General features: G+C 34.5%; 13 protein-coding genes. 6 read left to right on the top strand and 7 right to left on the bottom strand.

The window, feature by feature from the left end:
• The 6 genes from rplD to rpsL all read right to left on the bottom strand — a co-directional run bounded on the left by rplD (window position 1) and on the right by rpsL (window position 4,737).
• Window positions 1–630, bottom strand: coding sequence for a 50S ribosomal protein L4 (rplD, locus tag BM239_RS14335; protein ID WP_092209849.1), 630 nt, complete (start codon window positions 628–630; stop codon window positions 1–3).
• Window positions 630–1,247, bottom strand: coding sequence for a 50S ribosomal protein L3 (gene rplC, locus BM239_RS14330; RefSeq protein ID WP_092209847.1), 618 nt, complete (start codon window positions 1,245–1,247; stop codon window positions 630–632). Before rplC ends, rplD begins: the two co-directional genes overlap by 1 nt.
• 168 nt (window positions 1,248–1,415) lie before the next feature.
• The gene (rpsJ, locus tag BM239_RS14325; protein ID WP_010181931.1) at window positions 1,416–1,721 is read right to left on the bottom strand and encodes a 30S ribosomal protein S10; all 306 of its coding nucleotides are present in this window, start codon (window positions 1,719–1,721) and stop codon (window positions 1,416–1,418) included.
• Window positions 1,722–1,732: 11 nt separating this feature from the next.
• Entirely contained in the window at window positions 1,733–3,859 is a 2,127-nt protein-coding gene (gene fusA / locus BM239_RS14320) for an elongation factor G (RefSeq protein WP_092209845.1), read from the bottom strand.
• A gap of 3 nt (window positions 3,860–3,862) precedes the next feature.
• Complete coding sequence (gene rpsG / locus BM239_RS14315) at window positions 3,863–4,339, bottom strand: 30S ribosomal protein S7 (protein WP_092209843.1); 477 nt, start codon at window positions 4,337–4,339, stop codon at window positions 3,863–3,865.
• A 23-nt stretch (window positions 4,340–4,362) separates the two neighbouring features.
• Complete coding sequence (gene rpsL, locus BM239_RS14310; RefSeq protein ID WP_092209842.1) at window positions 4,363–4,737, bottom strand: 30S ribosomal protein S12; 375 nt, start codon at window positions 4,735–4,737, stop codon at window positions 4,363–4,365.
• A gap of 178 nt (window positions 4,738–4,915) precedes the next feature.
• Between rpsL and BM239_RS14305 the strand changes: the two genes are divergently transcribed.
• The 6 genes from BM239_RS14305 (at window position 4,916) to rlmB (ending at window position 14,054) form a co-directional block, all read left to right on the top strand.
• Window positions 4,916–6,613, top strand: coding sequence for a BamA/TamA family outer membrane protein (locus BM239_RS14305; protein WP_245758247.1), 1,698 nt, complete (start codon window positions 4,916–4,918; stop codon window positions 6,611–6,613).
• Between the two features lie 120 nt (window positions 6,614–6,733).
• The gene (locus BM239_RS14300; protein ID WP_092209840.1) at window positions 6,734–9,808 is read left to right on the top strand and encodes a SusC/RagA family TonB-linked outer membrane protein; all 3,075 of its coding nucleotides are present in this window, start codon (window positions 6,734–6,736) and stop codon (window positions 9,806–9,808) included.
• 9 nt (window positions 9,809–9,817) lie between these two features.
• The gene (locus tag BM239_RS14295; protein WP_092209838.1) at window positions 9,818–11,302 is read left to right on the top strand and encodes a SusD/RagB family nutrient-binding outer membrane lipoprotein; all 1,485 of its coding nucleotides are present in this window, start codon (window positions 9,818–9,820) and stop codon (window positions 11,300–11,302) included.
• Window positions 11,303–11,320: 18 nt separating this feature from the next.
• The gene (locus BM239_RS14290; RefSeq protein WP_092209837.1) at window positions 11,321–12,229 is read left to right on the top strand and encodes a hypothetical protein; all 909 of its coding nucleotides are present in this window, start codon (window positions 11,321–11,323) and stop codon (window positions 12,227–12,229) included.
• Window positions 12,230–12,246: 17 nt separating this feature from the next.
• Entirely contained in the window at window positions 12,247–13,245 is a 999-nt protein-coding gene (locus tag BM239_RS14285) for a hypothetical protein (RefSeq protein WP_143094934.1), read from the top strand.
• 71 nt (window positions 13,246–13,316) lie between these two features.
• Window positions 13,317–14,054: a 23S rRNA (guanosine(2251)-2'-O)-methyltransferase RlmB gene (gene rlmB / locus BM239_RS14280; protein WP_092209833.1), complete on the top strand. Its 738-nt coding sequence runs from the start codon at window positions 13,317–13,319 to the stop codon at window positions 14,052–14,054.
• Here rlmB and BM239_RS14275 read toward each other — a convergent pair.
• Window positions 14,046–14,804 (bottom strand): rhomboid family intramembrane serine protease, encoded by a 759-nt coding sequence (locus BM239_RS14275; protein ID WP_092209831.1) that lies wholly within the window; start codon window positions 14,802–14,804, stop codon window positions 14,046–14,048. The genes rlmB and BM239_RS14275 overlap by 9 nt on opposite strands.
• Window positions 14,805–14,907: the final 103 nt, after the last annotated feature.

The following is a 14,907-nucleotide window of genomic DNA, read 5'->3' as shown; positions in this document are numbered from 1 at the left end:
TTATTTACTTAAATTCGTTACAATTCCTTCTAAAGAACTCTCTAAAAGCACAACTTGATTTGCATTTAAAATCTTGTAAGTGCTTATTTCCGAGCTAGTTACAACTTCAGAGCCTTTTAAATTGCGTGACGACAAATATACATTATTATTTGATGCACCCAACACAAAGAGAGATTTTTTGTTTTCTAGGTTTAAAGCTTTTAAAACTGCTGTGAAGTTTTTTGTTTTTGGAGACTCAAAATTGAAGTCTTCTAAAACCACTATTGACTTCTCGTTTGCTTTAATTGATAAAGCGGATTTACGAGCTAATCGTTTCACGTTTTTGTTTAACTTAAAGCTATAGTTTCTAGGTCTAGGTCCGAACATACGTCCACCACCTTTAAAAACACCAGACTTAATACTACCTGCTCGGGCAGTACCAGTTCCTTTTTGTTTCTTTATCTTACGTGTACTACCAGAAATTTCTGCACGCTCTTTTGCTTTATGAGTCCCTTGTCTTTGGTTTGCTAAATACTGTTTAACATCCAAATAAACTGCATGATTATTAGGCTCAATAGCAAACACATCTTTAGACAAGTCAACTTGTCTTCCTGTGTCTTTTCCGTTTAAATCTAAAACTGCTACCTTCATTATTTTCTAATAATTACATAAGCGTTTTTATGTCCAGGAACACAGCCCTTAACAACTAGTAGGTTCTTTTCAGCAACTACTTTTAAAACTCTTAAATTTTCAACTTTTACTTGATCAGTTCCCATTCTTCCAGCCATCTTCATTCCTTTAAAAACTCTTGCAGGATATGAAGCCGCACCAATAGAACCAGGAGCTCTTAAACGGTTATGCTGACCGTGAGTAGCTTGACCTACACCACCAAAACCATGACGTTTTACAACACCTTGAAACCCTTTACCTTTGGTAGTTCCAGAAATATCTACAAACTCACCTTCAATAAAATGTTCAACTGTAATAGCATCACCTAACTTGTACTCCTTATCAAAACCTTTAAATTCAACGATTTTGCGTTTTACAGAAGTTCCTGCTTTTTTAGCGTGACCTATGTCAGCTTTTGTAGCGCTTTTTTCTGTCGCGTCATCGAAACCAAGTTGTACAGCATTATAGCCGTCAACTTCTTCAGTTCTGACTTGGGTAACGATACATGGTCCAGCTTCGATTACTGTACATGGAATATTTTTTCCATTTTCATCGAAAATGCTGGTCATACCGATTTTTTTTCCAATTAACCCAGACATAATTTTTCTTTATTATATTATGGACAACTCGCGATTTGTCCTGCTTGTTTGTTATGGATGATTCGCGACTCACCCGTAAAATATTCAAGGCTGAAAAATACGTTTCAGCCTTGAATTGTATTTTTCCGTTTTTCCTTAACCAATCGTTAAGGACATGTAAGTTTATAACTAAACTTTGATTTCTACTTCTACACCACTTGGCAACTCTAACTTCATTAGAGCGTCAATTGTTTTTGAAGATGACGAGTAAATATCCAATAAACGCTTGTAAGAGCTTAATTGAAATTGTTCTCTAGACTTCTTGTTTACGTGTGGAGAACGTAGTACAGTGAAAATTTTCTTGTGAGTTGGTAATGGAATTGGACCCGTTACTACTGCACCTGTACTTTTTACTGTTTTTACAATCTTTTCAGCAGACTTGTCTACTAAATTATGATCGTAAGACTTTAATTTTATTCTGATTTTTTGACTCATTTTCTTAAGATTTACGATTCAATACCTTTAGCAGCTTTTATAACTTCTTCTGAAATATTAGAAGGCGTTTCAGCATAATGTGAAAATTCCATTGTTGATGTTGCACGTCCTGATGATAATGTTCTTAATGTGGTTACATAACCAAACATTTCAGATAATGGCACAGTAGCTTTTACAGTTTTTGCACCTGCTCTGTCACCCATATCACTCATTTGTCCACGACGACGGTTTAAATCACCTACAATATCACCCATGTTTTCTTCAGGAGTAATAACCTCAAGTTTCATGATTGGCTCCATTATTACAGCTTTAGCAGCTTTTGCAGCAGCTTTAAAACCTAATTTTGCAGCTAATTCGAAAGATAATTGATCCGAATCCACATCATGATAAGAACCATCCGTTAAGGTTACTTTCATGGCATCTACTTCGTAGCCTGCTAATGGCCCATTTACCATAGCCATTTTAAATCCTTTTTCAATTGAAGGGATAAATTCTTTAGGAACGTTACCACCTTTAATTTCTGAAATGAATTCTAAACCAACTTTACCTTCTTCTGCAGGTTCCAATGTAAATACAATATCAGCAAACTTACCACGACCACCAGATTGCTTTTTGTAAACCTCTCTGTGTTCCGCTTTTCTAGTAATAGCTTCTTTGTATTCTACCTGTGGCTGACCTTGATTCACTTCAACTTTAAACTCACGACGTAAACGGTCTACAATAATATCTAGGTGAAGCTCACCCATTCCTGATATAATTGTTTGTCCTGAATTTTCGTCAGTTCTTGCTGTAAATGTTGGATCTTCTTCTGCTAATTTAGCTAAAGCCATACCCATTTTATCAACATCTGCTTTCGTTTTTGGCTCAACAGCAATACCAATTACTGGGTCTGGAAAGTCCATTGATTCTAAAACAATTGGATGCTTTTCATCAGACATAGTATCACCAGTCTTAATATCTTTAAATCCTACTGCAGCTCCAATATCTCCTGCTTCAATAAAATCGATAGCATTTTGCTTGTTAGCATGCATTTGGTAAATTCGTGAGATACGTTCTTTTTTACCTGAACGATTGTTCAAAATATAAGATCCAGCATCTAAACGCCCAGAATATGCACGGAAAAATGCTAAACGACCTACGAAAGGATCGGTTGCAATTTTAAATGCTAAAGCCGAGAAAGGCTCATTAACACTAGGCTTACGTCTTTCTTCTTTATCTGTGTCTGGATTAATACCCACAACACTCTCTCTATCCATTGGAGATGGTAAGTAACGACAAACAGCATCTAATAAGAATTGAACACCTTTGTTTTTGAATGAGGAACCACAAATCATAGGAATGATAGCCATATCCATTACCGCAGCTCTAAGTGCAGCATGCACTTCTTCTTCAGTAATAGAATCTTCATCTTCCATGAATTTCTCTAATAAGTTCTCATCATAGCCAGCTACTTCCTCAATTAATAAAGCACGGTATTTACGAACTTCATCTTGCATGTTTTCTGGAATAGGCACCACATCAAAAGTAGATCCGAAATTATCATCATGCCAAACAATAGCTCTGTTTTTAACCAAATCTACGATACCTTTGAACTCATCTTCTTCACCAATATTTAAAACAATTGGCACTGCATTAGACTTCAACATATCTTTAACTTGCTGACAAACTCCTAAAAAGTCTGATCCTTGACGGTCCATTTTATTAACGAAACCAATTCTTGGAACTTTATAGTTATCTGCTAATCTCCAGTTAGTTTCAGATTGTGGCTCAACACCATCAACTGCACTAAATAAGAATACTAACCCATCAAGAACACGTAATGAACGGTTTACCTCTACGGTAAAATCTACGTGACCAGGCGTATCAATAATATTAAAGTGGTAATCTTGAGCATCTGCTGTTGGCTCACCGTTTTCTTTCGGGAATGTCCAGTCACAAGTAGTTGCAGCAGATGTAATTGTAATACCTCTTTCTGCTTCTTGCTCCATCCAGTCCATTGTAGAAGCACCATCATGAACCTCTCCAATTTTGTGTGAAACACCCGTATAAAATAGAATTCGCTCTGTTGTTGTTGTTTTACCAGCATCAATATGAGCTGCAATTCCTATATTTCTTGTTAATTTTAAATCTCTTGCCATTTCTTAAAATCTAAAGTGTGAGAATGCTTTATTTGCTTCCGCCATCTTGTGGGTATCAACACGTTTTTTCACTGCCGCTCCTTCTTCTTTAGCTGCTGCTAAAATTTCTGAAGCTAAACGTTGTGCCATTGATTTTTCGTTTCTCTTACGTGCATAGCCTATAAGCCATTTCATTGCAGTAGAAACTTTACGGTCTGGACGGATTTGCATTGGAATTTGAAATGTAGCACCACCAACACGACGACTACGTACTTCTACGTGAGGCATCACATTAGATAAAGCATCTTTCCACATTTCTAATGCAGTTTTCTCATCATCTGTTTTCTTTTCTTCTACGATATCTATTGCATCGTAAAACACTTTAAAAGCTACTGACTTTTTACCATCCCACATCATCATATTAACGAAACGAGTTACTAACTGATCGTTAAAACGTGGATCTGGTAAAAGCGGTCTCTTTTTTGCTGCTCTTTTTCTCATGTCTTCTTCTTAAAGTTTTTTAATTACTTTTTAGGGCGTTTTGCACCATACTTAGATCTACGTTGCGTTCTACCTGCCACACCTGCTGTGTCTAAGGCACCACGTACAATGTGATATCTAACTCCTGGTAAATCTTTTACCCTTCCACCTCTAACCAATACTATCGAGTGTTCTTGTAAATTGTGTCCTTCACCTGGAATGTAAGCATTTACTTCTTTACCATTTGTTAACCTTACCCTTGCAACTTTACGCATTGCAGAATTTGGTTTTTTAGGTGTAGTAGTATAAACACGCGTACACACTCCACGTCTTTGTGGGCACGAATCTAAAGCAACCGATTTACTCTTCTTGGTTATTTTGGCTCTTCCTTTACGTACTAATTGTGAAATTGTTGGCATATATTTCTATATAATTTATGTTTAACCTCTCATTTGAGGGCTGCAAAGGTAGAAATTAATTTTAATTTTTCAAACGTTAATTCATTAATTTTCAAATCAAATTAAAAATCACGCTTTAAATTATATCAAAACGAATCTTTTTGCGTTAGTTTTACATTTTAAACACTTTTACAAAAACGTGTATAGATTTCTTTTTTTATTTGCCCTCTTGCTCTCTGGATCAGTTACTGATTTACTGGGACAAAATTTATATCTCAAAATTCAAAACGAATCTAAAGAAGACACGCTTGTATTAGACTCTATAGGCTATAAAAAAAAACACGCTGACTTCAATTCATTAAGCCTTGAAATTGACACACTCAAATACAAGATTTCAAATTTAGGCTATATAGACGCTAAATGGGAAAGTTTAAAAAAAATTAATGATTCTGTTTATGAAAGTAATTTAACACTTGCGAAGCCTTACAAATCTGTAGACATATATTATGATTTGGAAAAACTTCCCCCAGGAACTTTAAAACAACTAAAAGTTCATAGCAGCAAATTATATTTTACAGTACCATTTAGAGAAATTGAACAAACGCTCCAATTCATTAATAAGAAAGTTTCAGATCAGGGACTACCCTTTACTACCCTAAAACTTGTCAATATAAAAAAAACCGATCACCACACCTTAAAAGCAGAGCTAACAGTTTCAAATATTGAACAGAAGCGTTCAGTAGATAAAATTGTTGTTAAAGGTTATGAAAAATTCCCCAAATCTTACCTGTCGTATTTTTTAAAGCTTAAAACAGGCAGGACATTAAATTTATCAGAAATTAAAGAGCAAACAAGTTTATTGCAAGAAATACCTTTTGCTAGCCAGATAAAAGACCCAGAAATATTATTCAGCAAAGACTCTACTATTTTATATGTGTACATAGAGAAAGTAAAAAGCAATACGTTTGATGGTTTTTTAGGTTTTGGCACAAATGAAGAGACTAGCAAATTAGAATTAACAGGATATTTAAATTTAGAACTAACCAACAATTTAAATTCCGGCGAATCACTTTCAATAGCATACAGAAGCGATGAGAGTGACCAAAAATCTTTTAATGTTAATGTAAACTTGCCATACCTTTTTAATACACCAATTGGTACCGAGTTGGAATTAAATATATTTAAAAAAGACTCCTCATTTACAACGGCCGACCAAAGTGCACGAATTAACTACCAATTAAATCCAAAAAATCAATTTTCAGTAGGTATAAAATCTACAAAGTCCAATAATTTATTGAGCAGTGAAAACCTCAATCCATTTATCAAAGATTACGAAACTAGCTTTTACACGGTTGGCTATAGATTTTCCAACCGTTCAAAAGAACAATCCATTTTTAAAAGAAATGCTGCCATACAACTAGAGACAGGCATTGGCAATAGAGAAATTGCATCCAATAAAGACCAACAATACCAATATAGTTTAAATGCTTTTAAAATTTTTAATTTAAATTTCAAGAACAGCATTTATGTACGAACCAACAGCTTTGGTTTATTTTCGGATAGCTATTTAGAAAACGAATTAAGCCGCTTTGGCGGAATAAACTCCATAAGAGGTTTTGAAGAGAATAGTCTAAATGCTAACTTCTATGGTCTACTGGCCACAGAATATAGATATTCATTAAGTTCTAATTTATATGTTCATTCCATAATTGACATTGCTTACTTTGAAAATAAAATAATAGACCAAAAAGAAAAACTATACAGTTTTGGCTTTGGCTTTGGTTTGAATACAAAAGCAGGGTTATTACGATTTAACTATGCAAATGGCAAAAGTGAAAATCAGAGTTTCAAACTATCAAATTCAAAAATCCATTTAAGTTTGTCAGCACTTTTTTAACAATAATAGGTGTTAAAAAGGCTTGATTTTGAAAATATTTTAAAATTTTAACCCTTATTTATTGTTTAATTAACTTTTTATTATGATTTTTGGCCTAGACTAATTCAAATAAAATACAAAATGAAAACAAAGTTTAGTGGAATTTTAACGCTATTTCTAGCGTTTGTTGTGCAACTTACGTTTGCGCAAGAAAAAACAATTTCAGGAACGATTTCCGATGAAAACGGACTACCTCTTCCCGGAGTTAATATTATTGTAAAAGGTACTACAACTGGAACTCAATCAGATTTTGATGGAAATTACTCCATTAACGCGAGCCCAGGAGACGTGCTATCGTATTCCTTTATTGGCTACACAACAAAAGAAATGACTGTTGGTGCATCTAATAACATTAGCTTTGCAATGGAGGTTGATAGTGAAGCTCTTGAAGAGGTTATTATTACCGCTTTAGGTGTTGAGAGAACAGCAGGAGAGTTAACTGCCGCGACTAAAGTAGTTGAAGCAGAAGAACTAACACAAGCTGCCAACCCTAACGTTGTACAGAGTTTAACAGGTAAAGTATCTGGTTTACAGATTAACACAACAAACAACGGTGTTAACCAAACAACTAGAATTGTATTAAGAGGTAACCGTTCATTAACAGGTAATAACCAAGCGTTAATTGTTATTGATGGTGTCATCTCTAGTGCAAATACACTTGCTAATTTAGCGCCTGAAATCATCGCTTCTACCAACGTAATTAAAGGTGCTGGTGGTAGTGCATTGTATGGTTCTCAAGGTTCTAACGGTGTAATTATAGTTACAACAAAGAGTGGTTCATCTAGTGAAAAAATTGAAGTATCTATAAACTCTTCTATCTCTTTTGAAGATGTTGCATTTGTTCCAGAACGTCAAACTAAATACGGTCAAGGTTGGAATGGTATTCATACATCTTACGAAAATGGAGGTTGGGGTCCTGAATTTGATGGGACATTACAGCCTGTAGGTTTACCTCAAGCTGATGGTTCATACATTATGGCTCCTTACACGGGAGATAGTGACAACATTAAAGAGTTCTTTAAGACAGGTACTATCTTACAAAACGGTGTAACACTTTCTGCTGGTGATAAAACAGGTAATATTTTACTATCTGTTAATAACCAACAAACAGAATTTGTAGTTGAAGGTGATGAGTTAAATAGAACTACGGTTTTATTTAAAGGTAACAAACAATTAGGTAGATGGAATGTTGGTGGTAACGTAACGTATAATACGTCTTCAGTTAAAACTACAACATCAAGTTTATTTACTGAATTATTACAAACAGCGTCTAACGTTCCTGTTGAACTGTTTGAGAACTCTGGTAACGAAGGACACTGGACATCTTACTACAGAAATCCATATTGGATGAGAGATAACATTAGAAATTCAAGTAATACAACTAGAATGAATGGTGTTGCTAACATTAAGTACGATATCAATGATAACATCAATGTTGTAATGAACAGTAGTGTTCGTAACTTCAAGAGTTACTCAAGAAACTATACTAATGAATACATTGATACTATTGGTATTGGTGGTGGAGATCACTCCACAATTTCTCAATTTGGACAAAGCAACAGCGAAGAAACAAATATATATAATGATATTTTTGTTAACTTTGACTATATGTTAACTGATGATATTTCATTAACAGCTTTAGTTGGTAATAACATCCAAGATAATATGTTTTCTTCTACTGCAGTTAGCGGTAGTAACTTAACAATCCCAGGATATTATAACATTGACAACATTACGGGAAGACCTACAACATCTAACACTATCCAAAGAGATCGTCGTTTCTCTTTACTTGGAAGTATGGATTTAGGGTACAAGGATTTCTTATTCTTATCTCTAACAGGACGTAATGACTGGACTTCAAGATTAGCAGACGACCGTAACTCATTCTTCTATCCTTCTGTAGGTTTATCTTTTGTAGCTACAAATGCATTCCCAGGTTTGAAAAAAGGTGGCATATTAAATTATGCTAAAATTTCTGGAAACTGGGCTAAAGTAGGTAATGACCGAGTTGGTCCATACCAAATTAATTCAACTTTAAACCAAGCTACTGGTTATCCTTTTGGTGGCTTAAACTCTTTTGTATTAGATCAAACTATTGCTGATCCTTTATTAGTAAATGAGTTCATAGAGTCTTATGAGTTTAACCTTAATTTAGCTTTCTTTAAAGGTGATAGAGTTCGTTTAGATTTCTCTATCTACGAAAGTAAAAACTCTGATTTGGTAACAGGTATTACTACCTCTGCTGCTTCTGGTTTAGCTAATACTACAGTTAACATTGCAGAATCTACAACTTCTGGTTTTGAAATCGATTTAGGTTTAACACCAATCAGAACAAAAGACTTCCGTTGGGATTTAGATGTTAACTTCGCTACAAACGAAACTATTATTGATAAAATTTCTGACCAATCAGATGAGGTTGCTTTAGCTGCTTTTGCTGATATTGGTATTTTTGCTACTGCTGGTGAAGAGTTTCCTTTAATTAAAGGTACTGCTTATCAAAGAGATCCTCAAGGTCGTGTGTTAATTGATCCTACAACAGGTAACCCATTAAAAACTGGTAGTTTCCAAGTGTTAGGTAAATCAAATCCTGATTATATAGTAGGTTTAAACACTGCTGTAAATTATAAAGGAATCAGACTTGCTGCTGTAATGGATTATAGAACAGGTCACCAATTTTGGGCAGGTACTAAAGACTGGTTATCTTGGTCTGGACACTTAGTAGAGTCTGCTGATGGTGGTCGTAGAGGATTTATTTTCCCAAACTCGGCAATCAATACAGGTACAGCTGCTAACCCAGTTTACGAGGCAAACACCAATGTTATTACAGGTGGTACAACATACGCTAACTATTTAGATTATTTCTCTAACGAGTACAGAAGTGTAAGTGAGAACTTTGTATTAGATGCAACTGCTTTTAAAGTAAGAGAATTATCATTAAGTTATGCTTTTTCAAAAGATATGTTGAAAAACGTAGGATTATCAAGTTTAAGACTAGGTGTTAACGCAAGAAACCCATTCATTGTATTACCTGCTGAAAACAGAGGTTATGCAGATCCAGAAATCGGAAGAAGTTCTGGTAACGATCAAGGTTTAAGTGTTACTGGTCAGTATCCTATTACTAGAACATACGGTATGACTCTTAATTTAACTTTTTAAAAAATAAACATGAGAACGAAATATAAATTTTTATTATTAGTAATCCTCGCGATTACTGTATCATGCAGCGATTATTTGGATGTAAATGAAAACCCAAATTCACCTTCTGCTGATGATGTGACACCAGATTTAATTTTAGCAGGAGCTATGAGTAATACTTATAGAACACAAGCTATTACTATGAATCGTTTAGGAAATGTGATGATGAATAACTGGGGAGCTAACGTAAACTCGTTTACTGGTGGTTTCTCTGAAGAATTCACACTCGCAATTGACAACAACTTCTATAATACTATTTTTACAGGTTTATATAGAGGTACATATAACTTCCAAGCTATTATAGACTATCCAAGCGCAGATTATGATAATCATAAGGCAATATCGAAAATTATGAAGTCATTTTACTTACAGTATGTAGTTGACTTGTATAGTGATGTTCCTTACTTTGAAGCGCACCAAGGAATTAAGAATTTAACTCCTGTTTATGATAATGATCGTGCAATATATGAGGAGTTATACAACCAAGTTGATGAAGCTATTGAGTTAATAAACAATGCAGGCTTGAATACGATACCTGTAGGTAGTGAAGATGTTATATTCAATGGATCTATGTCAAGTTGGATTGCGTTTGGTAACTCTTTAAAACTACGTCTGTTATTACGTCAGCGTACAGATGCAACTATGAATGGTGATGCTGAATCTGCTGCTTTTATTGCAAGTAAATTACCAGAATTACAAACAGCTGCATTTTTAAATAATGATGCAACTATCAACCCTGGGTATTCTTCTGAAAGTACGGCTCAACAAAACCCATTTTATGGAGCTAATGGATATTCTAACAACGAAACGACTCCAACAACAAACTATAACTTTATCAGAGCATCGAAATATGCTGTAGACTTTTTAATAAACAGCGCCGACGATCGTGTAAACTTTTTATATGACGAAGCAGATGATGGAAGTGGTGTAATTGTTGGCCACGAACAAGGTGCTGATAGTGACAACTCACCAGCTGGACTATCACCACTTGGACCAGGATTAATTATTGATTCTGCTCAAGATGGCTATGTAATGACTGCTGCAGAGAGTCTATTAATGCAAGCTGAAGCACAATTATTTGGTTTAATACCAGGTGATGCTCAAGCTAGTTTTGAAGCGGCAATTGACGCTTCCTTTCAACTATTAGGAGCTGATAGATCAGGTTACACACCTAGTCTCCCAGGTTTAGGATGGGTTGGAACAGATAATGATAAGTTTGAAGCTATCATGAGACAAAAATGGATTGCAACTAATGGTATTAATGCTATTGAATCGTATATCGAGTTCACAAGAACAGGTTTCCCAGACGATATTCCTTTAGCTTTAACCGCTCAATCTTCAACCAGACCAATGCGTTTGATGTACCCATCTGATGAGTATATTTCAAATTCAGCGAATGTACCTTCTCAAGTGAGTGCAGACGTATTTGCAACGGGACCATTTTGGGCACAATAATAAAAAAAAATAGAAATTATGAAAAATTTAAAAATTTATTTTACAGCGATTTTCGCTTCTGTAATTTGCTTCTCTTGTTTAGTAGATGATGAAGTAGAAAACACAACTCAGAATGAAGATTTATCTAGAATTGTTGGATTCCAATCAACTATTTCGCTTGGAAATTTTGAACAATTATCTGGAGGCACATTTGATTTTGCAGTACCAGTTCACCTTTTAGGCGGTAATGATGGTACACCAAGTGACACTGAAATTACAGTTACATATGAAGTAGGCGACATTAACGAACTAAACTATAGCCCTTCTGAATTAGCCAGTATTTTTGGACTTTCAAAAGCTCAAAGAATTTCTTTAGAAGATGGTACTGCTGTTTTGTCTGACTATGTTGATGAAGCTATCCAAGGAACTCAATTTAATTTTGAAGATAATTCTCAAGTAACTACAATTCCAGCAAACTCAACATTTGACCTTATAAATATGGATGTTTATAATGATGCGTTAGACCCTGGTAAAATTAGCTACTTTGTATTAAACTTAAAAACGGTAACATCTTCTGGAGATGTAGTTATTGGTGAACAACTTAAATCGACTGTGGTTAAATTTCAATTATGTAGAACAGATTTAACTGGTTCTTATTCTTATGGATCAAGAACTGTAACAGTAAGTGAATTATCACCAGGTCTATATAGAGCTTCTTATATGCCTCAATTTGCTGCAACTTATACTTTTGATTTCACAGCATGTGCTGGTAAATTAGTAATTGTAGGATGGCAGTTTAATGAGAATAATAGTTCAACTGCTCTTTACTATGTAACTCAAGGAGAAGCTGGAACAGTTAGTCCAAATGGGAATATTACTTTCACATCTGTTTCTATGACGGATATCTCTTGGTACTCGAACTTAAGTTACACGTTCATTAAAAATTAATATTAAAAATGATAAAAATGAAATATATAAAACACTTAATGCTATCAGCTTTAGTTTTAGCTAGCTTTACGTCGTGTAATGATGATGACACGGAATACACATTTTCACAAAAGGCGTTAGTTACAATTGATAACGTATCTGAAAGCGCTATTACCGAAGGAGAGAGTGTCATGGTTACTTTAACAGTTGACAACCCTTTCAAAGAGACTTTAGATTTCAAATTAGAAATGATTTCTGGAGGAAACAATGCAGATTATAACACTGGTGATCCAAGTGAACCAAATGCTCCAACTACGCCAGATGATGGTTATGGTAGTCAAGGGTATTTAATTCAAGTTCCTGCATATGCGTCTTCATATACTTTCCAAATTAATTCTATTTTAGATTTAGATGTTGAAGGTACTGAAGAGTATACATTCAGATTAACTAACACTAGAAATGGTCAAGGTTTAATCAATGGCAATAACATCATAAAGTTTGATGTAGCTAATTACACTGATGATAACATGGGTATCCGTTTAAGCTGGTCTAAAGATGAAACTTACCAGATTTTGAAATTGAACCATGAAGATCCAGGAGCTCCTTATCCTGATGATGATGAAACATTAAGCGAACACCAAGATTTATGTGGTGTTGTAGATTATGATGTTTATGTAGCAGGTGCAAATGTTTCTGCTTTCACAGGAGATTGCCCTGAATACATTATCACAGGTGGATCTAACCCAACTACAGTTCTTGCTGATGGATCTTATGATGTTATCGTAGATTTATGGGATTTTAATTTAGGTTTAGCTGCTGACGAATCATTAATTGGTAGTTTTGCTATTCCTTTTGAAATTGAAATCGCTAAAACAGGTAAATTCCACACAAGTATTTCTTACCCAAGTTTGTACTTCTCATATAGTGATACAAGTGCTGCTACAGGTGGTGGTGAACAAGTTGTTGCTACTGTAGATGTAGTTGGTGGTAAATACACTGTTAAAGACAATTTAGGTAATGTAGTTGCTCAAGAATAGGGACTATATTATTTATTATAATATTAAAAACCGCTTCTAAATAGAAGCGGTTTTTTTATACCTTTGTTTTCATGGAACAGGAAACACAAATTTTTGGCTTACATTCAGTAATAGAAGCTATTCAAGCTGGAAAAACTATAGAGAAAATTTTTATTCAAAAAGGATTGCAAGGCAACCTTGCTAACGATTTAGAATCACTTATCAGAAGAGAGGCTATAAATGCATCCTATGTTCCTGTTGAAAAGCTAAATAGATTAACAAATAAAAATCATCAAGGTGTTGTAGCTCAAATATCACCTATTGATTATTACGATATAGAGAATTTAGTATTAAGTGTTATGGAGTCTGGTAAAACTCCTTTATTCTTATTACTAGATCAGTTAAGTGACGTTAGAAATTTTGGTGCTATTATTCGTACCGCTGAATGTACAGGAGTTAACGGCATTATTATCCAAAAAAAGGGAAGTGCGCCTATAAATGGAGATACCATTAAAACTAGTGCTGGTGCAGTATTCAAAATGCCAATATGCCGTGTTGATCATATCAAAGATGCTATGTTTCATTTACAAGCTTCAGGCATAGCGGTTATCGCTGCTACCGAAAAAACACATGACACCATTTATGATATTGATTTTAAAGTGCCTTGTGCCATCATCATGGGGTCTGAAGGTCGCGGAATAAATCCATCGGTATTAAAGCTTGCTGATAAAAAAGCAAAACTACCTTTATTTGGTTCTATTGAATCCCTAAATGTATCGGTTGCGTGTGGCGCAATTCTCTATGAAGTAGTTAGACAACGATTAAGTTGATGAATCTTTAGATTCTTTAAAAATGTAATTAATAGAAATTGGTGGTTTTCCCTCCTCTACTTTCGTATCAATGGCCTCATTTTCAGGTACAGTTTCAATAAAGTTACCAGCTTCATCAAAATGTTTCAAAAAGGGATCTTCATCTTCATTATAATGTGGGTCTTCCCATTGGTATTTATTAGGTTTTGGTATGTGCTTCTTAAATAGAAAAGCGAAAACAAGTCCTACCAATAGTCCGGACAAATGTCCCTCCCAAGACACACCATCTTTTATGGGCAGAACATACCAAATCATACTACCGTATAGAAAGATAACAAGCAACGATAGCGCTATCAATCGGAAATGTTTAGCAATAATACCCTTAAAAAAAAGAAAACTTACTAATACATATATCAATCCACTAGCTCCAATATGATACGCAGGTCTACCTATACTCCATGTTAACAAACCTGATAAAAGAATACCGAAAATAAGAATTTTCCAAGCCATCTCTCTGTAGAAATAAAACAAAGCTGCCGTTAATACAAATAATGGTATGGTGTTATGATATAAGTGTGTAATTCCTGAATGAATAAAAGCGCTAAAAATAACACCTCGCAATCCAAACAGTTTCTGCGGAAATATACCATAATTAGTAAAGTCAAAACCAAAGCGAATTTCAAACCAAAATACCAACCAAATTAACAAGATAAATGCTACTGGTACTAAAATTACCTGATTAGAAAATTTAAACTCCTCCTGACTCTTCATAAACTAACCAATACAAATAACTAACCATTAATGACGTTCTGTAAAATTGTCAGTCTGAAAGAACGATAAAAAATTACAAATTGAAAATCAAAAATGTACTAAA

It is taken from the genome of Algorimicrobium echini (assembly GCF_900115185.1).
Lineage (GTDB): Bacteria > Bacteroidota > Bacteroidia > Flavobacteriales > Flavobacteriaceae > Algorimicrobium > Algorimicrobium echini.
This window is presented reverse-complemented; position numbering and strand designations above follow the sequence as displayed.